This is a genomic window from Hafnia psychrotolerans (genome assembly GCF_014639435.1).
Taxonomy (GTDB): domain Bacteria; phylum Pseudomonadota; class Gammaproteobacteria; order Enterobacterales; family Enterobacteriaceae; genus Ewingella; species Ewingella psychrotolerans.
Genome location: NZ_BMFZ01000003.1, coordinates 488534 through 514118, shown reverse-complemented (window position 1 = coordinate 514118; position 25585 = coordinate 488534). Strand labels below are relative to the sequence as shown.

At 49.2% G+C, this 25585-nt stretch carries 29 protein-coding genes and 3 tRNA genes; 21 read left to right on the top strand and 11 right to left on the bottom strand.

Annotated elements, in window-relative coordinates; all coding sequences use genetic code 11:
* Nucleotides 1–175: 175 nt before the first annotated feature.
* Both fabV and IEV89_RS08340 read right to left on the bottom strand, forming a co-directional pair.
* Nucleotides 176–1375 carry an enoyl-ACP reductase FabV gene (fabV, locus tag IEV89_RS08345; protein WP_188472380.1) on the bottom strand — a complete coding sequence of 400 codons (1200 nt, stop codon included), beginning with the start codon at nucleotides 1373–1375 and terminating at the stop codon, nucleotides 176–178.
* A gap of 56 nt (nucleotides 1376–1431) precedes the next feature.
* The gene (locus tag IEV89_RS08340) at nucleotides 1432–1635 is read right to left on the bottom strand and encodes a hypothetical protein (RefSeq protein WP_188472378.1); all 204 of its coding nucleotides are present in this window, start codon (nucleotides 1633–1635) and stop codon (nucleotides 1432–1434) included.
* Nucleotides 1636–1848: 213 nt separating this feature from the next.
* Here IEV89_RS08340 and iraP point away from each other — a divergent pair, with 213 nt between their 5' ends.
* Both iraP and leuA read left to right on the top strand, forming a co-directional pair.
* Nucleotides 1849–2136, top strand: a complete 288-nt coding sequence (gene iraP, locus IEV89_RS08335) for an anti-adapter protein IraP (RefSeq protein WP_188472376.1) — start codon at nucleotides 1849–1851, stop codon at nucleotides 2134–2136.
* A 178-nt stretch (nucleotides 2137–2314) separates the two neighbouring features.
* A complete protein-coding gene (gene leuA, locus IEV89_RS08330) occupies nucleotides 2315–3979 on the top strand; it encodes a 2-isopropylmalate synthase (RefSeq protein ID WP_188472374.1) in 1665 nt (554 codons plus the stop codon).
* Here leuA and IEV89_RS08325 read toward each other — a convergent pair.
* From IEV89_RS08325 to IEV89_RS08315, 3 genes are all read right to left on the bottom strand, one after another.
* Nucleotides 3964–4752 carry an AraC family transcriptional regulator gene (locus IEV89_RS08325; RefSeq protein WP_188472372.1) on the bottom strand — a complete coding sequence of 263 codons (789 nt, stop codon included), beginning with the start codon at nucleotides 4750–4752 and terminating at the stop codon, nucleotides 3964–3966. The genes leuA and IEV89_RS08325 overlap by 16 nt on opposite strands.
* 120 nt (nucleotides 4753–4872) lie before the next feature.
* Nucleotides 4873–5043: a hypothetical protein gene (locus IEV89_RS08320; protein ID WP_188472370.1), complete on the bottom strand. Its 171-nt coding sequence runs from the start codon at nucleotides 5041–5043 to the stop codon at nucleotides 4873–4875.
* Between the two features lie 179 nt (nucleotides 5044–5222).
* Entirely contained in the window at nucleotides 5223–5447 is a 225-nt protein-coding gene (locus IEV89_RS08315; protein ID WP_188472367.1) for a DUF2594 family protein, read from the bottom strand.
* A 742-nt stretch (nucleotides 5448–6189) separates the two neighbouring features.
* Between IEV89_RS08315 and uvrY the strand changes: the two genes are divergently transcribed.
* The 6 genes from uvrY (at nucleotide 6190) to IEV89_RS08285 (ending at nucleotide 9729) form a co-directional block, all read left to right on the top strand.
* Nucleotides 6190–6846: a UvrY/SirA/GacA family response regulator transcription factor gene (gene uvrY / locus IEV89_RS08310; RefSeq protein WP_188472365.1), complete on the top strand. Its 657-nt coding sequence runs from the start codon at nucleotides 6190–6192 to the stop codon at nucleotides 6844–6846.
* Nucleotides 6818–8674, top strand: a complete 1857-nt coding sequence (gene uvrC / locus IEV89_RS08305; RefSeq protein WP_188472363.1) for an excinuclease ABC subunit UvrC — start codon at nucleotides 6818–6820, stop codon at nucleotides 8672–8674. The genes uvrY and uvrC overlap by 29 nt, the downstream gene beginning before the upstream one ends.
* 56 nt (nucleotides 8675–8730) lie before the next feature.
* Nucleotides 8731–9279 carry a CDP-diacylglycerol--glycerol-3-phosphate 3-phosphatidyltransferase gene (gene pgsA / locus IEV89_RS08300; RefSeq protein WP_188472361.1) on the top strand — a complete coding sequence of 183 codons (549 nt, stop codon included), beginning with the start codon at nucleotides 8731–8733 and terminating at the stop codon, nucleotides 9277–9279.
* Nucleotides 9280–9424: 145 nt separating this feature from the next.
* Nucleotides 9425–9500: transfer RNA gene (locus IEV89_RS08295), tRNA-Gly, on the top strand.
* A 58-nt stretch (nucleotides 9501–9558) separates the two neighbouring features.
* Nucleotides 9559–9632, top strand: a tRNA-Cys gene (locus IEV89_RS08290).
* A gap of 11 nt (nucleotides 9633–9643) precedes the next feature.
* Nucleotides 9644–9729, top strand: a tRNA-Leu gene (locus IEV89_RS08285).
* Nucleotides 9730–9854: 125 nt separating this feature from the next.
* Here the strand turns inward: IEV89_RS08285 and IEV89_RS08280 are convergent.
* The 4 genes from IEV89_RS08280 to IEV89_RS08265 all read right to left on the bottom strand — a co-directional run bounded on the left by IEV89_RS08280 (nucleotide 9855) and on the right by IEV89_RS08265 (nucleotide 12732).
* Entirely contained in the window at nucleotides 9855–10880 is a 1026-nt protein-coding gene (locus IEV89_RS08280; protein ID WP_188472359.1) for a phage integrase, read from the bottom strand.
* A 9-nt stretch (nucleotides 10881–10889) separates the two neighbouring features.
* A complete protein-coding gene (locus tag IEV89_RS08275; RefSeq protein ID WP_188472352.1) occupies nucleotides 10890–11618 on the bottom strand; it encodes a hypothetical protein in 729 nt (242 codons plus the stop codon).
* Between the two features lie 94 nt (nucleotides 11619–11712).
* Nucleotides 11713–12330, bottom strand: a complete 618-nt coding sequence (locus IEV89_RS08270) for a hypothetical protein (RefSeq protein ID WP_188472350.1) — start codon at nucleotides 12328–12330, stop codon at nucleotides 11713–11715.
* Between the two features lie 18 nt (nucleotides 12331–12348).
* Entirely contained in the window at nucleotides 12349–12732 is a 384-nt protein-coding gene (locus tag IEV89_RS08265) for a helix-turn-helix domain-containing protein (protein WP_188472348.1), read from the bottom strand.
* Between the two features lie 146 nt (nucleotides 12733–12878).
* Between IEV89_RS08265 and IEV89_RS21900 the strand changes: the two genes are divergently transcribed.
* From IEV89_RS21900 to IEV89_RS08215, 10 genes are all read left to right on the top strand, one after another.
* Nucleotides 12879–13001: a hypothetical protein gene (locus IEV89_RS21900; RefSeq protein WP_268235656.1), complete on the top strand. Its 123-nt coding sequence runs from the start codon at nucleotides 12879–12881 to the stop codon at nucleotides 12999–13001.
* Between the two features lie 13 nt (nucleotides 13002–13014).
* A complete protein-coding gene (locus IEV89_RS08255) occupies nucleotides 13015–13218 on the top strand; it encodes a DNA-binding protein (RefSeq protein ID WP_188472344.1) in 204 nt (67 codons plus the stop codon).
* A 10-nt stretch (nucleotides 13219–13228) separates the two neighbouring features.
* On the top strand, nucleotides 13229–13420 hold the full coding sequence (locus tag IEV89_RS08250) for a DUF4761 family protein (protein WP_188472342.1): 192 nt from the start codon (nucleotides 13229–13231) through the stop codon (nucleotides 13418–13420).
* Between the two features lie 188 nt (nucleotides 13421–13608).
* Nucleotides 13609–13836, top strand: a complete 228-nt coding sequence (locus IEV89_RS08245; RefSeq protein ID WP_188472340.1) for a phage filamentation protein Fil family protein — start codon at nucleotides 13609–13611, stop codon at nucleotides 13834–13836.
* A 101-nt stretch (nucleotides 13837–13937) separates the two neighbouring features.
* A complete protein-coding gene (locus tag IEV89_RS08240) occupies nucleotides 13938–14507 on the top strand; it encodes a 3'-5' exonuclease (RefSeq protein ID WP_188472338.1) in 570 nt (189 codons plus the stop codon).
* Entirely contained in the window at nucleotides 14504–15424 is a 921-nt protein-coding gene (locus tag IEV89_RS08235; RefSeq protein ID WP_188472336.1) for a DNA adenine methylase, read from the top strand. Before IEV89_RS08240 ends, IEV89_RS08235 begins: the two co-directional genes overlap by 4 nt.
* Nucleotides 15421–17943, top strand: coding sequence for a replication endonuclease (locus IEV89_RS08230; protein WP_188472334.1), 2523 nt, complete (start codon nucleotides 15421–15423; stop codon nucleotides 17941–17943). The genes IEV89_RS08235 and IEV89_RS08230 overlap by 4 nt, the downstream gene beginning before the upstream one ends.
* Before the next feature lie 91 nt (nucleotides 17944–18034).
* A complete protein-coding gene (locus tag IEV89_RS08225; RefSeq protein WP_188472332.1) occupies nucleotides 18035–18724 on the top strand; it encodes a DNA adenine methylase in 690 nt (229 codons plus the stop codon).
* 66 nt (nucleotides 18725–18790) lie between these two features.
* A complete protein-coding gene (locus IEV89_RS08220; RefSeq protein ID WP_188472330.1) occupies nucleotides 18791–19012 on the top strand; it encodes a type II toxin-antitoxin system Phd/YefM family antitoxin in 222 nt (73 codons plus the stop codon).
* A complete protein-coding gene (locus tag IEV89_RS08215) occupies nucleotides 19009–19392 on the top strand; it encodes a type II toxin-antitoxin system death-on-curing family toxin (protein WP_188472328.1) in 384 nt (127 codons plus the stop codon). Before IEV89_RS08220 ends, IEV89_RS08215 begins: the two co-directional genes overlap by 4 nt.
* Before the next feature lie 397 nt (nucleotides 19393–19789).
* Here IEV89_RS08215 and IEV89_RS08210 read toward each other — a convergent pair whose 3' ends face one another.
* Nucleotides 19790–20842: a phage portal protein gene (locus IEV89_RS08210; RefSeq protein WP_188472326.1), complete on the bottom strand. Its 1053-nt coding sequence runs from the start codon at nucleotides 20840–20842 to the stop codon at nucleotides 19790–19792.
* Nucleotides 20843–20844: 2 nt separating this feature from the next.
* Complete coding sequence (locus IEV89_RS08205; protein ID WP_188472324.1) at nucleotides 20845–22560, bottom strand: terminase large subunit domain-containing protein; 1716 nt, start codon at nucleotides 22558–22560, stop codon at nucleotides 20845–20847.
* Between the two features lie 146 nt (nucleotides 22561–22706).
* On the opposite strand from IEV89_RS08205, the gene IEV89_RS08200 reads away from it, so the two are divergent.
* The 3 genes from IEV89_RS08200 to gpM are packed head-to-tail and all read left to right on the top strand — an operon-like array spanning nucleotide 22707 to nucleotide 25521.
* A complete protein-coding gene (locus IEV89_RS08200) occupies nucleotides 22707–23546 on the top strand; it encodes a GPO family capsid scaffolding protein (RefSeq protein WP_188472322.1) in 840 nt (279 codons plus the stop codon).
* Between the two features lie 38 nt (nucleotides 23547–23584).
* Complete coding sequence (locus IEV89_RS08195; RefSeq protein ID WP_188472320.1) at nucleotides 23585–24631, top strand: phage major capsid protein, P2 family; 1047 nt, start codon at nucleotides 23585–23587, stop codon at nucleotides 24629–24631.
* Nucleotides 24632–24675: 44 nt separating this feature from the next.
* The gene (gpM, locus tag IEV89_RS08190) at nucleotides 24676–25521 is read left to right on the top strand and encodes a phage terminase small subunit (protein WP_188472318.1); all 846 of its coding nucleotides are present in this window, start codon (nucleotides 24676–24678) and stop codon (nucleotides 25519–25521) included.
* Nucleotides 25522–25585 lie beyond the last annotated feature (64 nt).

The following is a 25585-nucleotide window of genomic DNA, read 5'->3' as shown; positions in this document are numbered from 1 at the left end:
ATGGAACGAATGCTTGCCGAGATCAATACCGATGAGCGTAACGTTTTGCATGATGATCCCCTTCAGAAAGAAAAACACCCTGCCAGCGTACCGCTCACAGGGTGGGGGTGACCATCTTATTAAGCCTGCAATTATGCAGGCTTTTTAGATTTACAAATTTGTCGCTAATGCATGCTTAGACTAATTCGATAACATCAAAATCAACTTCAGCGCTGACGTCGGCGTCGTAATCTACGCCGTTCAGGCCGAAGCCGAATAGGCGCAGGAACTCTTGTTTGTAGCTTTTGTAATCGGTCAATTCATAGATGTTGTCATCATTGATTTGTGCCCAAATTTCGCCACAAGTCTCTTGCACGTTTTCACGCAATTCCCAGTCGTCCAGACGCAGACGGTTTTTGTCGTCGGTTTCCGGCGTTTGACCGTTATACAGTTTGGTTGAAAACAGGCGCTGAACTTGTTCGATACATCCTTCGTGAATGCCTTGCTCTTTCATGATTTTGAACACGATAGAGATATAAAGCGGCATCACAGGGATAGCAGCAGAAGCCTGAGTGACCACAGATTTCAATACCGCTACGTTAGCTGAACCGCCTTTAACTTTCAGTTTGCTGTCGATAGCCTGTGCAGCACGATCCAGATCTTCTTTCGCTTTACCCAGCGTACCGTGCCAGTAAATCGGCCAGGTCAGTTCAGTACCTATATAGGAATAGGCGACAGATTTCGCGTTATCGGCCAGCACACCCGCATCAGCGAGGGCATCCATCCACAGTTCCCAATCTTGCCCGCCCATCACTTTGATGGTGTCAGCGATTTCTTGATCATTGGCCGGTTCAACCACGGCAGAAACCAGTTTGTCTTTGTTGGTATCCAGCGCGGTGGACTGGTACGGTTCGCCGATAGGCTTCAATGCAGAGCGTACGACTTCTCCGGTGTCCGGCATTTTACGGACCGGCGATGCCAGCGAGTAAACCACCAGATCAATTTTGCCCAGATCCTGTTTGATCAGGTTGATAACGGTGTCACGGCACTCGTTGGAGAACGCATCGCCGTTAACGCTTTTGGAATAAAGGCCTTCTTCTTTGGCGGCTTTATCGAAAGCGGCGGCGTTGTACCAGCCAGCGGAACCGGTTTTGGTTTCACTACCGGGTTTTTCGAAAAATACACCGATGGTGGCAGCATCTGCACCAAACGCTGCATTAATTCTTGAGGCAAGCCCATAACCCGTAGAGGCACCGATGACCAGGACGCGTTTTGGCCCGTCTTTTAGTTTGCCCTGCGCTTTCACGTAGGCAATTTGCTCACGTACGTTGGCTTCACAGCCTACTGGGTGAGTGGTCGTACAGATAAAACCGCGAATTTTAGGTTTGATTATCATGAATGGCTTATCTTGGTTGCTTATATAAGGACGCTAATATTACTTAATATTGGCACTTATTTCTCGTAGAAATTTTTAATCTCCAGCGGAGTGTCTACACTTGCCCAGCGGATTTCACTTTCTCGATGCAGGCTGATGGTGCCATCGCCCCACGAAATGTAATAGGATACCTCGCCTGACTGGGGTTCAAAGATATTGCTGATGACACCCTTTATCTCGCCCGATTGATGCTTCACAATACTTCCTTTCTGGAAAATCATGGTTTCTCCCCCTGACGGTACTACGCTGTTTGCCGCCAGTATATCTTCAACTTAGCATAGGTTGAGGAAGCAGGGAGCGCCGTTCTATTTTTCGTCAGGATCAGACAGTAAAAGAAAGGCTGAGATTATATCCTCGAGGTGTGACAGCCTCGGCTACCGCGTCAAAATATTCAGTGCTATTTTCGATTTTGCAGAGTTAACAGGGGTGTGTAAATGAAGAATCTGATGATCGATGTGCTGATCAAATTATCAAAAGTTGAAGTGGAATCCAAAGAGCTGGTTGCTCAGGTTGAAGCCCAATCTCTATTGATTGCTGCGCTTTTGCTTACGCTGGGTAATGAGGCGACGGACGATCTGTCGACTAACATTCATAGCGCTGTGGCCGCCGCTACCCAGTCGTCAACGGAGATTTTGCAATCTGACGCGGATATGATTCTGGCGCATTTTGACCGCTTGCTGAAAGTCACTAAGTTTGTGGCTGATCACGCAGAAGAAGAGTGACCACGCGGGCTATGGGTCATCTATAGCCCGGCAACTTATTATTTTTAATAACCTTTTCATGCTAGCTGTCCGTTGCGCACGGGTTGATGTCAGTTAGCAAGGCGCGAGGGGTTTTCGAATACGCCATACTCTTTTCAGGCTGCGGCATGACGTTAGCAGCATTGAATGGAGAATTACCATGTTAGCTGACCCTTCGCAGAAATATCGTCCGTTTCCTCCCGTTAACTTACCTGATCGTCAGTGGCCTGGGAATGTACTAAACAAGGTGCCTCAGTGGTGTTCAAGTGACCTTCGTGATGGCAATCAGGCGTTGGCCGAGCCAATGGATAATGAACGTAAGCGTCTTTTTTTTGATCTGCTCATTCGCTGCGGTTTTAAACAAATCGAAGTGGCTTTTCCTTCTGCTTCACAAACAGATTTTGATTTTGTACGCGGGTTAATTACCGAGAAAGTCATTCCTGATGATGTCCACATTCAGGTTTTAACGCCTTCGCGGCCTGACCTCATTGAGCGTACATTTGAGTCGCTGAAGGATATTCCTCGCGCTATTGTGCATTTATATAATGCCACCGCGCCGATTTTTCGCGATGTGGTGTTTCATCAGGACCGCGCTGCCACGCGAGAACTGGCCGTGCGGGGCGCGAAACAGATTCGCGAATTGTGCGAACAGAACCCGCAAACGCAGTGGACCTTCGAATACTCTCCGGAAACCTTCTGTTTTACTGAACTCGATTTTGCACTGGAGATTTGTGAAGCGGTAACGGAGATCTGGCAACCGGATGCACAGCGCCCGATGATCATCAACTTACCCGCTACCGTTGAAGTCAGTACTCCCAATATTTATGCTGATCAGATTGAGTGGTTCTGCCGTCATTTCAGTCGCAGGAATCAGGTTTCTATCAGTGTTCACCCACACAATGATCGGGGAACCGGTGTTGCCTGCGCTGAATTGGCCATGCTGGCCGGAGCCGATCGCGTGGAAGGCTGTTTGTTTGGAAATGGCGAGCGTACTGGCAATGTGGATCTGGTGACACTGGCGCTAAATTTATACACCCAAGGCGTTGCGCCTGGGCTGGATTTCAGCAATTTACAAGGCATTGTTGAAGTGGTTGAGCAGTGTAACCAGCTTCCTGTGCATCCGCGTCATCCGTATGCCGGAGATCTGGTGTTCACGGCATTTTCAGGATCGCATCAGGATGCGATCAAAAAAGGTTTTGCTGCACAAAACAACCGTGGTGACACTTACTGGCAGGTACCCTATTTACCGCTCGATCCGGCCGATGTTGGCTGCAGCTATGAGGCGGTGATCCGCGTTAACAGCCAGTCGGGCAAAAGTGGCGCTGCCTGGTTGCTCGAGCAAAATCACGGTCTGAAGCTACCACGTGGCTTGCAGATTGAGTTCAGTAAAGCCGTACAACGTGAGACCGATACCACGGGTAAAGAGATGAGCACCAGTGATGTGTGGCGTCTATTCCGCCAGCGTTATGGGCTGGTTGATCAACCTCAGTTGAAGTTGCTGAGCTACGATATTCGAAGCGATGAACACAATATCTGCCATTTCAGTGCTCGGATTACCCACGAAGGGTATGAACACATTTTATCCGGAACGGGGAATGGTCTGCTATCCGGTGCGGTTGACGCCTTTAGCCGCACTTTTGATGTGCAGTTTGAGATTGGTGATTATCATGAACATACGCTGGGGCACCAGAGCCATAGTCGTGCTGTGGCCTATGTAAGTTGCCAGCGTAAGGGAGAAAAGCACTACGGTGTTGGTATCGACAGTGATGTTTCCAGCGCATCATTACAGGCTCTCTTTAATGCAGCTGCTCAGTTTTTGGGGTGAAATGCCGGGAGAGGAAGCTCAAGTGAAAAGTAGTCACTGGGTGACACGCCGAGCGCGCGTTTAAACATCGCACTAAAGGCACTGGGGCTGTCATAGCCCAGTGCCAGTGCAACATCTAACACTGATGTTCCTGCTGCCAGCGCTTGCAATCCCGCCAGTAATTTTGCCCGCCTAACCCAATCACTAAAACGCAGACCCGTTTCGCGCTGAAAACGCCGTGATAAAGTTCGGCCGCTGATACCCAGCTTTGAAGCCACGTCTTCAAGTTCCCAATGGGAAGATAGTGCGTTGCGGATCTGCTGGCAGATCTCTAGCAACTGACTCTCTTTAGGTTCTGGCAGATGCAGCGGCAGCTCCGGTAACAGGCGCAGTTCATCGAGCAGTAACTCCATGATGCGTTCATCGCGCCCGCCGCTGGAATAGTCAGGGGGAATACTCAGGGAAACGAAAATGAGCTCACACAAGAGTGCCGAAATCTGTACAACCTGGCATTGCGCAGATAAGTCGGCGCGGGCAAGAGGGTCAACAAAGAGTGTTCTGGCCCGAACTTCACCTATAAAACGCAGGCTGTGCTCGATCCCGGCGGGAAGCCATACGCCTCGGCCCGGAGGCACCATCCATACACCTAACTGGGTTCTGACTTCAACCACTCCGCTCAGGGTATGAATCAACTGCGAACAGACGTGACTGTGCAGAGGTTCATATTCACCATGCTGATACTGAATGGCAAGGGTGGTCACCGACTGAAAAGGAGCAAGAGGAGAAACATGCATCGGGCGAGATTTTCCGGACTGAAGTTTGCCAACAAAGGATAATGCTAAAAAAGGCCGCCGTTTCCAGACAGCCCTTAGTTAAGCTGGGACAGACAAAGAGTTAACCAGTGACGGACGGCATTATCTCGGACGGTTATTTTTCGCGTCTTCCACAGCCTGTTTCGCTTCATCTGCCTTTTGCTGCAACTCTTCTTCGGTCATCAGTTCGGCAACCTCGTGCAGTTTGGCCAAACCATCACTGATATGCACTGCATCAGCTTTAGTTTTGTTGTCGCTATTTTTCTCACTCATGGTTTTTCCTGTTTAAGACATTTTACCGGAGCAAAAGTCTTGTGGAGAAAGTTGAAGTTTAACTTTAGCAGAAATTGGACGGCAAATCAGGAAGGCGATGGGGGTTGAGCGCGGGGGGGTGCGGAAAATATGCCAGGCGCGCACTGCGCGCGAGTCTGGCATGCAGAGATTAAAATGACTTATTGACGGTAGGCGAATTTGATCTGTTGTAGAGAGTTTCTGAATATGTCGGCTTGTTTTTCGTCTTCCATCTGAGCCGCAAATTTTTCCATATTCAGCATGACTTTGCCAGCATCTGCCTGACCGATGGCTTTTAGCATCAAAGTCAAGGTGGCTTTCAGGCACGCTACTTCCGTTGCCAGCGTTTCGACATTGGCTTCAGTGGTAAAATCGCAGTTACTCATTCGGACTCCAAAGCTGTTCTCAGCTCATTCAATAAAAGATTTTCTGGCATTTTTCATCAGCCAGAAAGAAAGTGGCAGTATTCTAACACAATCATTCCGCACTTCGTGTAGCACTGCGTTTCAGGCGGTTACTCTAAAATGAGGGCTTAACTTGTGCTGCCAATCTACAGGAAACTAAACGTGCTGTTGGTATTGAAAGTTCTTCAAGTTTCAGGAGAGTTTTATTCATTCGAAACCCTCGTGTTTTTTATGTAGGCTAATAATATATTTATATTTTAGATGTATCCTGGCGACAAATTGCGCTGTTTATTTAAGTGCCATTAACCCGTAGCATTAGACATCGACCAGAGCAGGGCAGCTTGATTTATAACCACTTAATGAAATCATTGATAATACATTTATCTATGATTTATCAATGGTTTTTAAGTGCCCTTTACCTTTATGGCATTTGAATTTTACATGCACTACCACATTTTTTTTACAGACATTACGTGGTCAATTTCTTGTGTATGGAGTAAACTGCTGCAGTTAATTAGATTAACGTTTTTACTTGGTTTTTATTAATTTCCGCTGTCAATGTCTGACAGCCAGGTCCTCAGCGCCATAATCGACCTGCGAATGCTACACTCTCTTCGTTGTAAAGCTGTCCAAAGTTCTTTATTCACGTTTGTTACGTAATATCGTCTGCCGACAAGCCATGAAAACATGACGGTGTGTTGCCCTTACTTTTGGAGAATACTCTTTGATTAGCGTTCTTCTTGTTGATGACCACGAACTGGTGCGCGCAGGGATCCGACGCATTTTAGAAGATATCAAGGGCATCAAAGTTGTGGGTGAAGCCCAGTGCGGCGAAGACGCCGTTAAATGGTGTCGCAGCAACGATGTAGATATTGTCTTGATGGATATGAATATGCCGGGGATCGGTGGCTTAGAAGCGACTAAAAAGATTGTCCGTTTCTCACCTGGCATCAAAATTATCATATTGACTATCTATACCGAAAATCCATTGCCAGCCAAAGTGATGCAGGCGGGAGCTTATGGATACCTGAGTAAAGGTGCGGCGCCACAGGAAGTCGTGAATGCGATACGCCTGGTGGACTCAGGCCAGCGCTATATTGCCTCAGATATTGCTCAGCAGATGGCTCTGAGTCAGATTGAGCCACAGTCAGAAACGCCGTTTGACAGCCTTTCTGAACGCGAACTGCAAATCATGCTAATGATCACCAAAGGTCAGAAGGTTAACGAAATCTCGGAACAACTTAACTTGAGCCCGAAGACGGTTAACAGTTATCGTTACAGGATGTTTAGTAAATTAAATATCAATGGCGATGTAGAATTGACGCACCTTGCTATCCGGCACGGTCTGTTCAATGCGGAGACTTTGTCTGGCAGTGAGTGATGAACGTTTTGATCCCAAAACTTTTTTAAATACGGTCACCAGCCAACCGGGTGTGTACAGAATGTACGACGCCAGTGGCACCGTTATTTATGTCGGTAAAGCAAAAGACCTGAAAAAACGTCTTTCCAGCTATTTTCGCCTGCAGGTTTCGAGCCGTAAAACAGAAACTCTGGTCAAAAACATTGCGCAAATCGATGTAACTGTCACCCATACTGAAACTGAAGCGCTACTGCTTGAGCATAATTACATCAAGCTTTACCAACCGCGCTACAACGTGTTATTGCGCGATGATAAATCTTATCCGCTGATCTTTTTGAGTGCTGACAATCATCCGCGGATTTCAATTCACCGCGGTGCCAAGCACGCTAAAGGTGAATATTTCGGCCCGTTTCCGAATTCCTACGCTGTGCGTGAATCTCTCGCGTTGTTACAAAAACTCTTCCCGATCCGTCAATGCGAAAACAGTGTCTACCGCAACCGATCACGTCCCTGTTTACAATATCAAATTGGCCGCTGTTTGGGTCCCTGCGTCAAAGGATTGGTCAGTGAAGAAGAGTACAAAGCGCAAGTTGATTACGTCCGCTTGTTTCTTTCAGGCAAGGACCAACAAGTTCTGAATAATCTGGTTGAACGCATGGAAGAAGCCAGTAAAACGCTGCGGTTCGAAGATGCGGGCCGCATCCGTGACCAGATTCAGGCCGTAAGACGCGTGACAGAGCGGCAATTTGTTTCAGGCAACAGTGAAGACCTGGATGTTATCGGCGTCTCTTTTGAATCTGGTATGGCTTGCCTCCACGTGCTTTTTATTCGCCAGGGAAAAGTACTGGGCAGTCGGAGTTATTTCCCAAAAGTTCCAGGCGGTACAGAGCTGAGCGAAGTGGTGCAAACCTTTGTTGGACAATTTTATTTACAAGGCAGCCAATCCCGGACATTGCCTGGAGAAATACTGCTCGATTTTAGTTTGACGGAAAAGGATCTGCTGGCGGATTCGCTGAGTGAGATGGCAGGGCGCAGAGTCCAAATTCAGAGTAAGCCTCGGGGCGATAGGGCACGCTATCTGAAATTGGCACGTACCAATGCCTCGGTGGCTCTGACGACCAAACTGGCACAGCAGTCGACTATCCATCAGCGAATGAGTGAGTTGGCAAAAACGCTCAAACTTTCGGAAATTAACCGTATGGAATGTTTTGATATCAGCCATACTATGGGTGAACAAACCGTCGCTTCCTGCGTGGTTTTCGATGCCAATGGACCGCTGCGTTCAGAATACCGACGCTACAATATTACCGGTATCACGCCCGGTGATGATTATGCTGCGATGGCACAAGTTTTGAGCCGGCGTTATGGTAAAACCATCGAAGAGAAAAAAATCCCTGATGTCATTTTTATCGATGGAGGGAAAGGGCAACTGGGTATGGCGATTGACGTTTTCTCTTCGCTGCATGTAACGTGGGACAAGTCAAAGCCACTGCTGATTGGTATAGCGAAGGGCGCGGACCGTAAAGCGGGTCTGGAGACGCTGTTTTTTGTCCCGGAAGGCGAGGGAATTTCATTGCCTTCGGATTCGCCCGCTCTGCATCTTATCCAGCATATCCGTGATGATTCGCATAATCATGCTATTACCGGGCACCGGCAAAAACGCGCCAAAGTGCGTAATACCAGTGCATTGGAAGAGATCGAAGGTGTCGGTCCCAAGCGCCGGCAAGTTTTACTGAAGTATATGGGCGGGATTCAGCCGTTGCTGAATGCCAGTATCGAGGAGATTGCACAAGTGCCAGGTATTTCTAACGCGTTGGCAGAAAAGATCCATAATGCGTTGAAACACTAAGAGCGATGTAGCAACATACTCATAATAACCACACAAGACAGACATTTACCTACGCCATGCAATTTAATATACCGACGTGCCTAACCCTGTTTCGCGTTGTACTTATCCCGTTTTTCGTGCTGGCATTCTACTTGCCTTACGCATGGGCTCCGACGGCATGTGCCCTGATTTTCGTTTTTGCGGCGATCACAGATTGGTTTGATGGCTATCTGGCACGCCGCTGGAAGCAGACCACGCGTTTTGGTGCGTTCCTTGACCCAGTAGCAGATAAAGTGATGGTCGCCATAGCCTTAGTGCTGGTTGCAGAGCATTTCCACGCTTGGTGGATAACCTTGCCTGCGGCAACCATGATTGCTCGTGAGATCATCATCTCTGCATTACGTGAGTGGATGGCTGAAATAGGTAAACGCAGCAGTGTTGCTGTCTCCTGGATTGGAAAAGTAAAAACGACTGCGCAGATGTTGTCGCTGGTCGCACTGTTGTGGCGTCCTGATGCGATGGTTATTTGGGCTGGAGTGGGTGCACTGTACATTGCTGCCGTGCTGACTTTCTGGTCAATGTTCCAATATTTGAATGCCGCACGCCATGATTTGCTGGAACCCTGATCAAACTGAGTTAAAAAGCGTCAAACGAGCGTGTGTAGTAGATAATTTTATTGACTCATTGCGTCAGGTAAGTAGAATGCAACGCATCAGAAGGCAGCCAACGCTTGCCAGAAGATAGTTAAAAAAATCAGTAAGTTCTGATTAAGCGGGAATAGCTCAGTTGGTAGAGCACGACCTTGCCAAGGTCGGGGTCGCGAGTTCGAGTCTCGTTTCCCGCTCCAAATTTATTAAGCAGGTCGTGATATCGGCTTAAGTACAAGATAAGTAGTAAGAATTAAAGGCGCGTTAACAAAGCGGTTATGTAGCGGATTGCAAATCCGCCTAGTCCGGTTCGACTCCGGAACGCGCCTCCAATTTTCCCGGAGCCCGGGTGGTGGAATCGGTAGACACAAGGGATTTAAAATCCCTCGGCCTTAGGCTGTACGAGTTCAAGTCTCGTCCCGGGTACCATGGGAAAATTCATTTAAGATTCAAAGCAATAAAAAAGTAATGTCGTATATTATCGCCACCCTCGGGTGGTTTTTTTATGCCTGCAATTAGAGTAAGTGGCGATGGAATGGCGATGAGTTGGCGACTCAGCTTTTAGTTTGGGGGGGATCTTCAACCGTCAGACTATCAAACGGATTCAGCGTAACAGCTGCATCAAGGTGGTCGGGCGCAAAGTGCGCGTACCGCATTGTCATCATGATCGTGCTGTGGCCTAGAATCTGTTGTAGTACCAGGATATTTCCACCCCCCATCATAAAATGACTGGCAAAGGTGTGGCGCAGAACGTGAGTGCGCTGGCCTTTAGGTAACTCAATATTTGCCCTTTTCAATGCTGCATCGAAAGACTCATAAGCAGGGGAGAACAGTGCTCCGCGCTTTTTGGGTAAGAGTTTCTGTAATCTTTCGGAAATTGGGATCGTGCGGTTTTTTTTACTTTTTGTCTGGGTAAACGTTAAACGGCCGGGCAGAATTTGGGACTGCTTTAAATCCTGCGCTTCACTCCACCGTGCGCCGGTTGCTAGGCAGATTCTTGCGATGATGCCGAGATCTTTATTGGCTGAATGGTCACAAGCTTCAAGCAATTTTTCTATCTCTTCCTGGTACAGAAATGCCAGCTCCTGATCTCCTTCCTTGAATTGCCTAATACCTGATAAAGGATTATCACCTTTCCACTCACCAAGCCTTTTCATTTCGGCGAATACAGCATGAAGATAGGACTGCTCCCGATTGACGGTAGCTTCCTTTAGCTTCTTTTTCCCCTTCGGATTCCATTCCCCGCTTAAACGCCTTTCCCTATAAACCGCAAATGTATTCTTATCCAAATGAGCGGCTAATGGATCACCTAGACGCTCACAGATGGCATCAAGTTTGGCTTTGCGCTCTTCGCCTGACGTGAGCGTTTTGCCATGCATGTCATACCAACGTCCAACCAATTCCGAAAGGGTCACAGCGTTATCATTAATGACCTGGCTGGAGGCATTATTCATAAGGCGGCGTTCATGTGAAAGCGCTTCGCCTTTGGTTGCGAATTGTTTGCGGATGCGCTTGCCAGTTGCCCCGTAGGGATAGCATTCACTTAGCCACTTGTTTGATGGAAGTTTACGAACTGTCATGCAAAGGCCTTATTTTTTAATAAGTTCAGAAAAAAATTCATCATGACTAGATGTCTTCATATTCCAATAACAGCATGATGCAAAGCTATCGACCCACTGATAGCCATCTGTTTTAACCAAATTATCAAATGTAGATACACCGGAATATTTTTTAGCTAAGGTAAGCGCCTTGGCTCTGGTCGAAGTTACCTTAAGCGTGTATTCATTCATAAACCTTTGCTTTTTGTTTTTAGCATCAATTAGCAAAGGCATTACAACAACCGAAATAGAATCATTGCTTGTATGAATGAATGTTCTATAAACACCATATACAGCGGCTCTCTGTAGACCTTCAATCATGTATTCAGGTTGTTGTAAATCCTCCACTGTAATGCGTGGGGAAAGCTGGATTGTTAAAGGAGCTGTAGATAAAATTTTAAATGCTCCGTTCTCAGGTGGGTAATCGTTGAAATCAGCCATCATGGTTGTAATGTCGGAAAACCTCTTGATGTTTTTGGTTTCATTATTGCTTGATAGCACTGGTTTTTTATCATTATCTACATTATGCGTGCCTAACTCCTCTGCAAATGGTTGAGCGGGATATAGATACGCCTTAACTCCTCCTGTTAACATCAACACTAGGATAAAAAAGAGTGATGATTTCTTCCTGTTTGGCATTCCTACCCAAGTTGGTTTTAACAGGCCAATCCAAAACGCAATTGCTGCGATAGATGAAATAATGACAAAAAGGTTTTCCATTCCAAGATTCCTATGATGAGCGGGGTTTCATTGTAAGGTTGTAACGGTTCTGCCAGATCCGAAGAAATAGCAGAAACATATCTATAGGGATTTATCAGAAGATGACTGCCCCTATCACTATTCCAAATATAAATATTGGCCCAATTATCGTGGGGTACGAGCGAATTAACTCTGACCAGACGAGGCGTGATGATGGCGGCGGTATGATTTTTTCACTCTCAGTAAGATCGTTACACAGCCAGCCTAATGCTTGTTGAAGTTGTGATTTAGCAAGATCGGCAAGATGGCGCGTACCAAATGAAATATCGCAATATTCATACAACCGTTGGCGCACTTTGTTTTCGGATGTTTTTTTTAGAAGCTGGTGCATTAGTGATTTGCAATCATTGCCATCACGTAGCCGATCCAGCATGGATTGCAAATAGTTAAGAGCATTGGGATATTGATCTACGGTAATTTCGTCAATGTTTTTGACACTGACTTCAGCATGAACTTTCTGCCAGACAACAAACCCTTCTTCGTTGCTAGCTTCGGCAATTTCTTTAACCAATTTGTTAAGCTGTTTTCTTTGGGCCGGGACAAGGGGGCGGATTTCGGTTTTTGGTAGATCAGGGAGCAATATGCTGATCACATCACGTCCAGCCTGAACATTGTTTTCATGAAAATCTCTACTGGCAGCCCGATTTTCTTTACCCCTTACGTTATTACTCATAACTACTCCCTGTTAATTCTATTTCTTGTTCTCGTTAAAATCTCTGCCGGCTGCACGGTTGCCCTGACCTGAAACATTTACTGGGGCTGATGCAGAAGTGCCCGCAGTTAGGGCCGCAAGAGCAGCAGCTTTAACTGCTAGAGGAGCGGCGCGATAATGCCCGATCAGTTCTTGCTCATCTGCGCTCATTGTTTCAGCCGAACGAATTCCTGTAACTACGTACAGTACATCAAGCCCAAATTTAGAAAGTGTTGCTAAGTAAGCAGCATCAGGGCTGTTGTCACCTTTTTCGTACTTGAGCTGGGTCTGTTTTCTGATGCCTGCAATTTCACCTATCGCTGCTTGGCTTAACCCTAGGCGCTCACGTTCTTCACGAAGTCGCTCTCCGATACGTATTTTCATTTTTTTTCTCTTGACTGGTACTAAATTTCGTACCACAATGTTTTTCACAGACTCATAGCAGATCACAATATACCACTATGAAACAAGCAGATCACACTCAAAGGTCACGTTTGCCTAAGGGGTTGGCTACCGCAGGCCCAATTCCGATGCGATTGACCATCGCTGAACGTACATCATTGGAAGAGTTGGCCGCCAAAGAATGTCGTTCAATCTCAAGCATGGCGCGTTTGGTGTACTTGCGTGGAATGGAAGCAGCCAGCGCCGAATGATCGAGGTGTTTTAATGGAAAGCATCACCATCAATATGAATGTGCTGGCTCCTTATCTTTCTCTTAAGGAATACGCCAAAGTAACGGGGATCCCCTTTGATACCTGCCGGGGCATGGTAAGAGATGGGCGGATCATTATTCGGCCTAAAGAACTCTCGGGCGGCAAGATTGAAGTAAACATGATTGCCATGCTTAAAGATGCTATAGCAAATAGCTGATAAGGATAAAATGAGCCAATTAATTCAATTAAGTCGCCATAGTTATGTTTATCGCGGATTCACTATTCATAAATGTCCGCGCAACTCAGCAACAATGAAAGCAGCTTATAACGTTTTGAGCGATGGTAATTACTTTGGGCGTGACTTCGCATTAGCGGAAGCGATGCAAACGATAGATAAGTTAAAAGTTAATGGTGAATAACATGGAAGTTGAGGTGGTTATTGGTCTTTTGATTTTTGCATTCCTGATACTAAATTTAATTCAGTGTTTGATACGGCAGCGTTGTGAGCGAGTAAGAAATAAAAGGCTAAAGGAACGGTCTGAATTTTTAGCCAAGCGCGAGGCCGTAGAGCGCCAAGCCCGCAAACAGTTGTAATAAGGTATTCATCATGAGCAACTACGCCCCATCGTTCGCCAGTATGTTGAAGAAAGGCTGTCAAGTTACGCACCACCGCCATGTTAACGGCTGGATTGAAACTCCTGACGGTCGTTTCTTCAAGCCTGAGCCTACTAAGGTTCAATTCATAAAGGGAATGAGTAAACCCTTTGTTTATACGAAAAAAATAAACAAAGGATTATTTGCTTCATTTATTTCTCTGTTCAACAAGTTGCTTTAATCCTTAGCGCTTCACCACGTTTCATTAATTAACTTTTTCTCACTGTTGCCATTTTATTAAGTGGCGGCGGATTAACTCATCCAAAATTCAGGATTATTTATATGAATCATTTAATGCTAAGTCTGGAAACGTTAAGCCGTAAGGCGAATTCACCCATCGTGGCGATTGGCGCCGTATTTTTTGAACCTTCAACCGGCTGCACCGGAAAGCGATTTTACACGCGCGTAGATATTGATAGTTCTCTGAATTATGGGGCTAAGGTCAGCGGCGGCGAGATTAAGACTTTATTGCGTCTTGATCCTGAATCGCGCGCTGAGTTGGTAGGCACCGGATCACCTTGCCTTTCCGAAGCTCTGTCACAACTCAGTCAGTTTATTTCCGATAATCAATTTCCGGTTGGGTTGGAATATACCAAGGTTTGGGGTGCAGAAGTCGCCGCGCACCTTCGCGTTGCATATGAGCGAACAAGTTTGCCCGTGCCATGGGAGCCTGAGGCCGATTTAGATGTAAAAACCGTCTGCGTGCTGGGTAAATTTATTGGGTTTGATCACGCGCGAGATCTGGCATTCAACGGAAAGCCCGGCTGCGCCGTTGATGATGCGGTGCATAAATCAATTTATGTTTCCCACATCTTCCAGCATCTGATCGCCGATAAGGAACCGATGTTATGAGCCGTCCATTCGTGAAGTGGGTAGGCGGTAAAACTCGCGTTCTGCCCGATCTGTTACCACATCTGCCAAAGGCTGATTGCCTTATTGAGCCTTTTGTTGGCGGTGCCGCTGTGTTCCTCAATACCGATTATCGCCGGTATATTTTAGCGGATATCAACCCTGACCTGATCCGACTGTACCAACACGCAAAAGACAGCGCCGACGAACTGATCGCACTGGCTAGCGTGATGTTTAAAGAAGATAACAACGCCAGCGCCTACCAGGACAACCGTAAAATATTCAATTCTCAGGTCGATGGGCTGGAGAAATCCGCGCTCTTTCTCTACCTGAACCGTCACGGCTATAACGGTGTGTGCAGATATAACCAGAAGGGTGGCTATAACGTACCTTACGGCAAACATAAAACAGCGCCTTATTTTCCAGAAGAAGAGATCCGGCAGTTTGCTGAAAAGGCCAACGATACCAAGGCTATTTTCCTTCACAGCTCTTTCCAGAATACCGTTGCTGTGATGGTTGGAACTGATGCTGTTATCTACTGTGATCCGCCATATCTGCCTGAAAGTGAAACGGCGAACTTTACCCAGTATCACACCCATTCCTTTACCGCTGACCATCATCAACAACTGGTCAAATCCCTGCTGGCAGCAAACCGTAAATATGGCGTTCCGGTAGTGATCTCAAATAGCGACACCGCCGCCACCCGCGAAATATACCGCCCGTTCAATTTCCATGAAATCAACGTTCAGCGCTCCGTAAGCACTGATGCGGGGAACCGCCACAAAGCCAAAGAAGTGATCGGCGTACTCAAGGTTTGTTCTGGCTGTGATCGCGCCGGTGGTGGTTGCTGCCCGGACTGCGGGCCGGTTATGGGAGGTATGACTTATAACGAAATGGTTGAAGGCGGTGTCTGCGAGTGACTCCTGATCTAACCGAATACGCTTATTGGTGGAATGCGCCGCGTCCGGCAATTTCCGCCTATTATGACGCGCCTGCCTCTGACGAAATTACAGCGGATGAAATGCCAGCACATCCGCTGGTTGAAAATCACATCACTCGCCTGATTAAACGCTCAGGAATATGGAAACCCAGCGATAACGTCAGCTTTGCCGAGAAAGTACGAACTTTAGATTTTCGCGAACCTGACAACACCAGTTTGTTACTCCGTCGAGACTACGCATCAGCCATCCGCGAACAGTATTTTGATCATGCCCGGCAGTGGGCCGAGAGTCCTGCTGGCGTCGAGGAACGCCTGTCTGAGCAGCAGTTTTTTATTCGTGAGGCTTATCGACAAAAAATTCATTGGTTGAGACAAAACCGCGAAGAAAGACACATCAACGCCTTTTTCATGGGTACCGTGAAAAAGGCATTGCTGCGTCTGGAGGCCGTGCGTGCGCACCAAACTGCACGTGATGCTAGTTCATCAGAACTGGTGGTGTACTGGCGTACACGTTGGACGCATTTAGCGGAATACAGCAAACGTGAAGTGCTAACCGCCGCGAATCAGATCGCCAGCAGCGTGGCCGAAATGTTTGAAACTGAGTGCAACGCCTTAAAAACCACACCAGCAGAGATGAAAGATGATGATCTTTTCTGGTTATACCGCCATCTGGGAAATGAAGTTTTTGGGTTGCGTGTAACCCCGCCTCTATGGCGTTGCACGCTCGACCGGTTCAGTGTTTTCTCTTCTATTCTGCGCATTACCTCACCGGATTGGTGGGGCCGTAAGCTGTGGCGTATGCGCTGTGAGTGGCGTGAAAACCAATTCCGTGCCATCGGCGTGATCCACAAAAAAAGAATGCCTTACGTGAGCTTTGACGCCCTGAGCCAATGGCAGGAGCAGCGTCGCAAGAATCGCGAGTTTTTCAAAGCACATGAACTGGTTGACGAAGATGGCAACGTGGCATCACTGGAAAATATGGTGAATGCCAGCGTAAGCAATCCGGCGATACGGCGTCATGAATTGATGGCCCGCATGGAAGGCGTGGAGTTTGTCGCTATAGATCGCGGTGATGAAGGGGTATTTCTTACCATCACCTGCCCATCCCGCTACCACAGCAACATCCACAGCGGACACCAGAACCCCAAATGGTCACACGCTTCACCGCGCCAGGCTCAGCGCTATTTATGCAAAGTCTGGGGCCGCGCTACATCTGCATTAAAGCGCCGTGGTCTTCGCCCTTATGGTTTCCGGGTTGCGGAGCCTCATCACGATGCAACGCCGCACTGGCATGCACTGTTATTCATGCCGCCTGATGAGGTCAAAGAGACTATTGAGATCCTAAGAGATTATTTCACCAAAGAAGACCGCGCAGAGCTGGGGCGGAATACCGGCGCACGTTTTAAAGCCAAGAAAATGGACCCGGCAAAAGGTAGTGCTACCGCCTATGTAGCGAAGTACATCAGTAAAAATATTGATGGTTATGCGTTGGCCGGTGAAGTGGATGACGAAACGGGCAAACCTTTAAAGGAAACAGCAAAATACGCGATGGCGTGGGCTTCTCAGCACCGCATTCGCCAGTTCCAGCCATTCGGTCAGCCACCTGTGACGGTGTGGCGTGAGCTGCGAAAACTCAATAATCAGCTTGAAAACATCCAGAAAGAAGCCGGTACATTCAAGCGTGGTGCTCAGATGCTTGCGGATCAGGCCATGGACGCCGTGCTAGCTGCTGCTGATGTGGGCTGCTTCGCCAGCTATATCACCAAACAGGGCGGCGTATTGATACCGCGCGATCGGTACACGGTGAGGATTGCCTACGAAGAAGCCGAAGAACAAAACGACTACGGCGAAAACCCGGAAAAGATTTTTGGTGTGTTCTCTCCGCTTTTGGGAGAGGTTTCCCGCATCTGCACCCGTCTGATCAAGTGGAAGATACGCACTAAACAGGCTACCAAAGGCGACGCGCGCAGCGTGTCAGCCGTGGAGGCTTCTGCATTTCAGGACGGCCCCGCCGTCCCTTGGAGTTCTGTCAATAACTCTACGGGAGAGCAAAAAACAGCCAGAAATGAGGCTGTTAACGCTCACCCCGTTGATGAAATTGACAGCACATTACCGCCAGAAATCCCCGATTTTGACCGGATGGACGACAAAGCGCGGCGCGCACTACTTCGGAGGCTGAGAAATCACCCGCCAGAAGGGCGGAATTATCAAATATCGTCCACAACTCCGCGCGAAAAAACCAAAGGAGAGCAGGCATTTAGCCAGGCAGCGGACGAACTCGTTTCAAATCTCAGTAAATACGCCCACTCAATTGGTTGGGAGTTGCCTCCGCACGTCCTGCGGCGGTTGGCTGCTGGGCATGTTGTAGATATCGGCGGGAAGTTCTACCGGGTTGATCACTGCGGGAACGTCCGGCAGAGCAAACCGGATTACGGGACGCGCGCGCGAAACTTATTGCAACGGTTTAACAACTTGAAGGGCGGTACCGCACAGACATAGGTGCCGCACTGTCAGATTTGGCAATGCTGGCCATACGTATCGAGCACCGTCACTTTTGACAGTGCTGCAGCTGCAATATGAGGTTTTACAGATGAGTTATTTAGGGAGTAAAGGCGGCAGTGGGGTTTATCAAAAAATTATTGCCGAGATGCCGCCGCATGATACATACATTGAAACTCACTTAGGCGGTGGGGCCATCATGCTGCGTAAACCGCCCGCCCGGCATAATATTGGCATTGATATAGATTCGGAAACATTGGCGAGATTCGCGAAAGTAGCCCCGCCTTTTTGCGAGCTGGTTAATGGTGATGCGGTTGATTGCCTTAACCGTTTCGACTTTTCCAGTCTTCCCGTTTATAGCCAGGTGCTTCTGTATGTCGATCCGCCTTATATGCCGGAGACGCGCACCAGCCGCGCCCGCTACCGCCATGAATATACCGTTGCCGATCATGAGCGTCTGTTAGCCTCCCTCATGAGCCTGCCGGAAAACGTCAGCGTGATCCTGTCTGGCTACCCGTCACAGCTTTATGACGAAACATTAGCAGGCTGGCGCAGCCTGGAATTCCAGGCTATGACGCGCGGCGGGGTAAGAACAGAAAAAATCTGGATGAACTACGGCGAAGGGCGGGCATATTCTCATGCGTTTGCTGGCAAAGATTACAATGATCGCAGCCGCATTAAGCGCAAAGTGGAGCGCTGGCGGGCAAAGTATGCGGCGTTACCCTCTGCTGAGCGCTTGGCGATTATGGCGGCGCTCAACGAGGTGGATGCGGGCCAGTAGCGGTGATTAAACTTGATTGTTGTACGTATGTGTTGTACGTTAAATTTGTACATTAAAGGAGGGCATATGCGAACTTACACCACATCTCAGGCGCGGCAGAATATTGCCGAAGTAATGGAGACCGCTACCGCTGGCGAACCGGTAGAAATAACCCGTCGCGATGGGTCAGCCGCTGTACTTATCAGTCGTGATGATTTCAATGCATGGCAAGAGGCAAAGCTTGATACAGAGTTTGCCGAAATTATGGGGCGACATGGGCGCACCATTAAGGCACTGGCTGATAGATGAAATGGATCAGCGCTCAGGAGGTGGTAGCATTTCACGATCGCTTGCTCGCAGTTCTGCCAGGGGTTCCAGGAATGCCGGAGCCAGGTCGGGCTGAGGCCATTATCTATCGCGTACAGAACCAGCTTTACTATGAAGGTGTTGAGGATGTTCACGAGCTTGCGGCGATGTACCTTATCGCCATAGCTCGCGGCCATATCTTCAATGATGGGAATAAACGAACAGCCTTTTTTGTGGCGATGGCGTTTTTAAACCGCAACGGTATTCAGATCCGTGATGAAGGTAACGAACTGGAAGAATTAACGGTTTCCGCTGCCACTGGTGCCATCAGTACCGTAGAGATTTCTGCTGTTCTTCGCCAACTTTCCAATGCTTCCCGCTAACGAAAAAGCCGCCGATGTTGGTGGCTTCTCTCCATTCAAAAATCACCGCACAATTTTGCATTTAAATGCACAATTTTTTTGATGGTACTTTTACCAGCCAAGCCCAGACGCGGCGCGGCCTGCCGTGATCTGCAAGATTGCACAAAAAGACGGGGGATCTGTGTGCGGGCGAGGCGGGGGAACCATCGCGCGCTGAGGGGGTAGGGATGGTGCCTTTGTATATGCCCTTTTTCGCGGCTGTGCGGCTCTGTTTTGATGTGGTCGTGCTGCGGTAGTGCGAGAGGGTGCAAAACGAAAGCCCCTGTCAGCGTGGCGCTGAGGGGCTTATATGACGTTTGGGTTTTGGTGGGGTTGCGATCATCCTGCGAGAGGGCGAAGCATCAATATTTTTGAATGGTTAGGCGGCTGGCGTGGCCGGTGTTGCGAGTGCGTAAGGGTTGAACCGGATAACCTCAATCCCCAGCCAGTCATTCAGCTCTTTCAAACTTTCCTGTATCGGCGTCAGCTCATTGATGGAGAACACGCGGGCAGCTTTCTCTACGTCACCGAAGCCCCCGGCGTTGCCTGGCATCACGCCCATGAGCTGAGGCGGAACGCGATGGGCGGCAAGCATGTCATCCCGCGTTGCATCTTTGATACCGGTAAACTCATCTTTGGCAGCTATCTGGCTGAATGGCATAATTTGCAAGCCGTCTTTCTTCCCGCCCGCTGCGTAAACAAACAGGTTTTTGAATGCGCCCCCGCCGCGCGCGTCCTTCAATGATTTCTTTAGGCTCTCAACGTCTTTGTTATTGGCGATCGGGTCGGTCAGGTAAACGATAACCCCGGCATGACTGCCGTTGATGTAGTAGTTACGGCGGAATATGGTGGCTTCATTGTTGAGCATGGCACTTTGGAGCGAGGCCATATACTCCGGCGCACCGTAGATCTCCTGGTGAATACTGGGGTTTTTTATCTGGCAAATACTGCCAGGCTTGAAGGGGTGATCTGCATCGCGTCGGGTGATAAACCAGTATTGATCCTTCCTCAAATCGCTGCCGCGTCGGGTGTATTTGGCTTGCGCATGTTTCAGGGCAATTGGTTCGCCCAGCATGTTACGGCGCACCTCCATGTAGTTGTTACCAAACACCAGGTAATCCAGCACCCACGCGCTCATCTCTTGCCTGCTCAGCAGCGGGTGAGGGATATAACAGGACGCGATCACGTTGCGTTTAAATATCAGCGGTGACTGGTGGTAGGCCGTTGAGTCAAACATTTTTGCCACACCGTAGGGGCTGATTGGCGGCTCAAACCACACCCCGTTATCTGCGCACTCCATGAGGTCCATAAACATGTTGCGATCGGTAACGGCTATTGGGTCGCCAAAGCTGAAAGATTCAACAGCGCTGGTTTCTACGGCAGCAGGCTGCTGCTGTTCTCTTGCCTGGTATTGTTGCTTTTTGCGGCTCACGTTTAAAACTCCTCTACAAAACTGTCATTTTCGCCGCCGCTTTCGCTGCCGATCGGCTCGTTATACAACCCCATCATTGTTGCCCAGGCGAGATCTCCATGATTGCTGCCGCGTTTTCTGTCGGATATATAGGTCATTACGCCGCCTTTCTGCACTTTACGCACGGTCATAAACGACTGGACGAGATCTAACATTCCCGCGTCAATTTCAAGGCGGCCAGCACGAATAAGCATTAACGCTTTCATGACCATGGCGCGTTTAAGGGGTGCCGAAAACTGGTATTTAACGGCCAGAGGGAAGAACTTCACCACCAGTTGCCAGACAGCATCACCAATGCCGGTGCCATCTATCGCAATGTGTTGAACGTTGTAGCGCTCAGTCAGCTCTTTAATGACTTTTGCTTGTTCTTCAAATTCCATTCCGCGAAGCTGAATGCGTTCAATTACGCGAAATTTTGCGCCCGGAACGGCTGGCGGAACTAACACACTCAGTCCGGCTGAGTCACCGTTACCACTGCTACCGTTGGGATCGCAACCAATCCAGACGCCTCGATCGCCTATGGGTTTGGCTTCAAAGGGTTTCCAGTCGGGCCAGACGTCATCATTAAAGCCATCAACGCAGCAGCCGATCATGGCGTTGTAGTTAAAGGCGCGCTCACCGACAGTAACGAAACGGCAGCGGTAAAGATTGTCGTAATCCTCAGGGGAGTTTTCTGCCTTGATAGTTTCGATTTTCACCAGGTTGAAACCGGATTTTACGGCGTCCTCAATGGTGACAATCTGCCGCCAGATCCCATCACCGCCCAGCCTGCCGTTTTTCAGCACCTTGTGGCTGATGTCTATTTCTACCCGCTCAGCTCTGGGTCTTGTCTTATTGAACAGATCGCCTGTCCAGAACTGATAGGCTTCGTGTTCTTCACTGGATGGCGTGGAAAAATAAGTTCTGCGCAGTCCTTCGTGGGTTGCCATGCCTGCCGCGACTTTGCGCAGGTTGAGGAAGTTGCCGATCCAGAATGCTTCATCAAGATACAGATCGCCGGTATAGCTCTGCGCTGTTGCCGCAGATGTACCGAGAAAATAGAACGTTGCGCCGTTGCTCAGGGTGATGGCGTCGCCGCCTTTTAGCTCAACCCCAACCTGTGCCGCCAGTAACTGGATGAACTTTTTGAACTGGAATGCCTGGGCGCGGCTGGCTGATAAAAATATCTGGTTGTTGCCGGTTTCCAGCGCCCTTAGCAGCGCCTCGCGGGCAAAGTACCATGTGGCACCAATCTGGCGAGATTTGAGGATAAAGCGGTTGCGACGCTCGCGCTGTTTGTACCAGCGTTTTTGATGCTCGTAGAGCGAATCCAGTACCAGAGCGCGAAGCTGCCCGATCTGCTCCTCCGCAAAATGATTTTTCTGTTTCTTCTCGCGCCCTTTCTCTTCGCTGCGGTGCTCTTCGCGTTCCATCCGCACCAGTTGGCGGGTCAACAGATCGATGGTTTTGAAGTCGTGCGGGGTCAGGTCTGGCTTTTCTGTCAGGCGTAATAGCCGCACCTGCATCCGGTCTTGTACGCGCTCCAGTGCCGTGGACTCGTCCCACTTATCGCGGCGACGCCATGAATACAGCGTGTTGGAACTCACGCCGATCGATTTTGCGATCTGCGTGATGCTGTATGCCTGCCAGTACATGACCTTAGCGGCAATCCGTGGTTCATCGGGGGAAGTCTGTTTCATCGTCGCAGAGTACCGCGCCCGCGCGCGCGTCGCTCTGGGTTGTCATTGTCGGATGGCGGCAACAACGGCAACGCTTTGCGCCTTTCGGCCGTGACGGGAATGATAGGGGCACTGGTTAATATCATTCACTCATTCGGGATTTCGACATGCCAAAGTCAAGACCATTTCGTGTTGCTGTCGAGGGTGCCACCTGCGATGGCCGGACGCTCGAGCGTCAGCATATTGTGCAGATGGCACAACGTTTTAACCCCACCGTATACGGTGCCCGCGTCAATCTTGAACACCTGCGGGGCTACTCACCAAATAGCGATTTTCGCGCGTATGGCGATGTTATTTCCGTTAAGGCGGAAGAGATCACCGAAGAGCCGCTAAAGGGAAAAATGGGCTTATATGTGCAGGTTGATGCCACTGATGATCTGGTTGCGATGAAAAAGAACCGCCAGAAAATTTATCACAGCATAGAGGTGCATCCGTCTTTTGCCGATACCGGAGAAGCCTATTTGATGGGACTGGCCTGCACCGATAGCCCTGCCAGTTTGGGCACCGAAATGATGCAGTTCTGTGCTAACAATCCCGTTAATCCGCTGTCATCCCGCAAGCATGATCCTGCCTGTTTCTTCACTGCGTCCGTTGAATCCACGATGGAGTTTGAAGACGAACAGCCCCCGCAGGATGAGGGCAAAAACTTCTTTGCCCGCATTAAGTCACTGCTGGGCGGCACGCAGCAACAATTCAGCCAGCAGAACGGTGAAAACCGTGAAGCTATCGAGGCGATTGCTGAAAGTCAGGGCAAGCTGCTGGACAGCACAACACAGCTTTCAACGGCGGTAAAAGCTAAAGCTGACGCCACCGAGCTGCAAAGCCTGCGTAATGATTTCAAAGCGCTGGAAGAAAAACTGAAAGGCCAGGACGCAGAGCAATACAACCAGCGCCCGCCTGCCACTGGTGGCGATGGTCAATCAACTCAACATCTGGCTGATTGCTGATAAAGCTCAGTGCGTCAGGTTCAGTAAAGGAAAATAAAATGCGTAATACAACCCGTGATTTGTTTGATAAGTACATTCAGCGACAGGCTGAACTCAACCATATCAGCGCTTCCCACATTACTAAAGCGTACAGCATTGATCCGAGCGTTGAGCAGACGCTAGAAGACAAAATCCAACAGTCTTCTGAGATGCTCAAGTTAATCAATATTTATGGCGTTAACGACCAGTCGGGCGAAAAAATTGGTTTGGGCGTCAGCGGCCCGGTTTCCAGTACCAACAATTCGACTACCGATCGCCGTCAGCCGACTAATTTGGCGGCGCTTGATTCGAATAAATACACCTGTAATAAGGTGAACGCCGACACCTTCACGCCTTATACGCAGCTTGATGCCTGGGCGAAGTTCCAAGACTTTCAGCAGCGCCTGAGTAATCAGATCATCAAACGTATTGCACTTGATCGCATCATGATCGGTTTCAACGGTACCAGTTACGCGGAGAAATCAGACCGTGCCGCTAACCCGTTATTGCAGGATTGCGGTACCGGCTGGCTCCAACAGTACCGGGCTAATGCTGCTCAGCGCGTCATGAAAAATATCACCGTGACCAGCCGCGACGATACCAACCAGGTGATTGCGAAGGGTGATTACGGCAACTACGACTCCATTGTGTTTGATGCAGTCAGTTCACTCATGGATGAGTGGTACAAAGATTCACCGGATTTGGTGGTGATCACCGGGCGTAATCTGACGGTAAGCCGCTCTTTCCCGATCATCAACGCCGTAAGCACCAATAACCCAAACTCTGAGGCATTGGCCGGGCAGTTGATTGCATCGCGTAAAACGATCGGCAATCTGCCGTCATTCATCGCGCCATTCTTCCCTGACGGCAGCATGTTTATTACCTCCTGGGAAAACCTCTCAATCTACTGGCAGGAAGGTGGGCACCGTCGCCGCATCGTTGAGGAGCCGGAATATAACCGCGTCTCAACGTACAGCTCTTCTAATGACGCTTATGTCATTGAAGATTACGGCTTCGGATGTCTGATCGAGGGCATCACCGCCGCCGAGCCAGCACCAGCACCATAAGACGCCGCAGGCCAGCAGTTAGCTGGCCTGTTCAGGGGGCATAAATGTTAACACCAGCACAAAAGCACTTTGATCGGGTGATGGCCGAGCGTCGCAGTAGTGGCAGGCCGTCAACAGCCGAAAAGACTGCTTACGAGCAAGTACTTTTTCGTCTGCGCATGGATAAAGCCGACCTTAGCCGCATCCAGTCAAATGCCGGTAAAGCGAAGCTAAAAAGCGAACGCCTGCCAGATTACCAGCCGTGGATTGATGGCACGTTACAGGCAGATACAGGCCAGGCGGATGAAGTGATCACCACCGTCATGATCTGGGCAGCGGATGCCGGTGATATCGCGCAGGCGCTGCGGTTAGGCCAATACGTGTTACGCCATAAAATCCCTATGCCAGACCAGTACCGCCGTACCACTGCCACGGTGCTGGTTGAAGAGATTTGCGATCCCATCCTTGCCGCCTTCAAAGCGAACCCGGCAAAGGCAACGGTGAGCATGGATAACCTCAACGCGCTGAACGGTATCACTACTCATGAAGATATGCCCGATCAGGTCAGGGCAAAGCTGTTTAAAGCCATGGGGTACACCGTGCGCATTGATCAGGGTGTGGAATCCCAGCAACTCGCCCGCACTCATTTGCAGGAGGCTATCAAGCTCAATGCAAAAATTGGCGTGGCGCGTGATATCGAATTACTGGATCGCAATATCAAAAAGTTGACCACGGCCATCGACGGTGAAGGTGAGGGCGAGATGCCACCGGCCCCGCAGGAAGTGGTATCGGAGGCTGTGAAAGCCACGCCGGAGAAAACCCTCCGCGCCGCAGCCGCAAAAAACCCGAAGAACAACCCGGCAAAACCGGCAGTAAAGAACAAGGCGACGCGTAACCGCGCGAAGCCATAACGAACGTGCCCCCGCGCACCAGGCGGCATGGAGTGACGTTGTAGGGCTTTGCCTTCGCTACGTC

Excerpts from the sequence above, each read along its gene's own strand:
- fabV (WP_188472380.1), bottom strand. The coding sequence starts at position 1,375 with ATGATAATCAAACCTAAAATTCGCGGTTTTATCTGTACGACCACTCAC.
- IEV89_RS08340 (WP_188472378.1), bottom strand. The coding sequence starts at position 1,635 with ATGATTTTCCAGAAAGGAAGTATTGTGAAGCATCAATCGGGCGAGATA.
- iraP (WP_188472376.1), top strand. The coding sequence starts at position 1,849 with ATGAAGAATCTGATGATCGATGTGCTGATCAAATTATCAAAAGTTGAA.
- leuA (WP_188472374.1), top strand. The coding sequence starts at position 2,315 with ATGTTAGCTGACCCTTCGCAGAAATATCGTCCGTTTCCTCCCGTTAAC.
- IEV89_RS08325 (WP_188472372.1), bottom strand. The coding sequence starts at position 4,752 with ATGCATGTTTCTCCTCTTGCTCCTTTTCAGTCGGTGACCACCCTTGCC.
- IEV89_RS08320 (WP_188472370.1), bottom strand. The coding sequence starts at position 5,043 with ATGAGTGAGAAAAATAGCGACAACAAAACTAAAGCTGATGCAGTGCAT.
- IEV89_RS08315 (WP_188472367.1), bottom strand. The coding sequence starts at position 5,447 with ATGAGTAACTGCGATTTTACCACTGAAGCCAATGTCGAAACGCTGGCA.
- uvrC (WP_188472363.1), top strand. The coding sequence starts at position 6,818 with ATGCGGAGACTTTGTCTGGCAGTGAGTGATGAACGTTTTGATCCCAAA.
- pgsA (WP_188472361.1), top strand. The coding sequence starts at position 8,731 with ATGCAATTTAATATACCGACGTGCCTAACCCTGTTTCGCGTTGTACTT.
- IEV89_RS08280 (WP_188472359.1), bottom strand. The coding sequence starts at position 10,880 with ATGACAGTTCGTAAACTTCCATCAAACAAGTGGCTAAGTGAATGCTAT.
- IEV89_RS08275 (WP_188472352.1), bottom strand. The coding sequence starts at position 11,618 with ATGGAAAACCTTTTTGTCATTATTTCATCTATCGCAGCAATTGCGTTT.
- IEV89_RS08270 (WP_188472350.1), bottom strand. The coding sequence starts at position 12,330 with ATGAGTAATAACGTAAGGGGTAAAGAAAATCGGGCTGCCAGTAGAGAT.
- IEV89_RS08265 (WP_188472348.1), bottom strand. The coding sequence starts at position 12,732 with ATGAAAATACGTATCGGAGAGCGACTTCGTGAAGAACGTGAGCGCCTA.
- IEV89_RS21900 (WP_268235656.1), top strand. The coding sequence starts at position 12,879 with ATGCGATTGACCATCGCTGAACGTACATCATTGGAAGAGTTGGCCGCC.
- IEV89_RS08255 (WP_188472344.1), top strand. The coding sequence starts at position 13,015 with ATGGAAAGCATCACCATCAATATGAATGTGCTGGCTCCTTATCTTTCT.
- IEV89_RS08250 (WP_188472342.1), top strand. The coding sequence starts at position 13,229 with ATGAGCCAATTAATTCAATTAAGTCGCCATAGTTATGTTTATCGCGGA.
- IEV89_RS08245 (WP_188472340.1), top strand. The coding sequence starts at position 13,609 with ATGAGCAACTACGCCCCATCGTTCGCCAGTATGTTGAAGAAAGGCTGT.
- IEV89_RS08240 (WP_188472338.1), top strand. The coding sequence starts at position 13,938 with ATGAATCATTTAATGCTAAGTCTGGAAACGTTAAGCCGTAAGGCGAAT.
- IEV89_RS08235 (WP_188472336.1), top strand. The coding sequence starts at position 14,504 with ATGAGCCGTCCATTCGTGAAGTGGGTAGGCGGTAAAACTCGCGTTCTG.
- IEV89_RS08225 (WP_188472332.1), top strand. The coding sequence starts at position 18,035 with ATGAGTTATTTAGGGAGTAAAGGCGGCAGTGGGGTTTATCAAAAAATT.
- IEV89_RS08220 (WP_188472330.1), top strand. The coding sequence starts at position 18,791 with ATGCGAACTTACACCACATCTCAGGCGCGGCAGAATATTGCCGAAGTA.
- IEV89_RS08215 (WP_188472328.1), top strand. The coding sequence starts at position 19,009 with ATGAAATGGATCAGCGCTCAGGAGGTGGTAGCATTTCACGATCGCTTG.
- IEV89_RS08205 (WP_188472324.1), bottom strand. The coding sequence starts at position 22,560 with ATGAAACAGACTTCCCCCGATGAACCACGGATTGCCGCTAAGGTCATG.
- IEV89_RS08200 (WP_188472322.1), top strand. The coding sequence starts at position 22,707 with ATGCCAAAGTCAAGACCATTTCGTGTTGCTGTCGAGGGTGCCACCTGC.
- IEV89_RS08195 (WP_188472320.1), top strand. The coding sequence starts at position 23,585 with ATGCGTAATACAACCCGTGATTTGTTTGATAAGTACATTCAGCGACAG.
- gpM (WP_188472318.1), top strand. The coding sequence starts at position 24,676 with ATGTTAACACCAGCACAAAAGCACTTTGATCGGGTGATGGCCGAGCGT.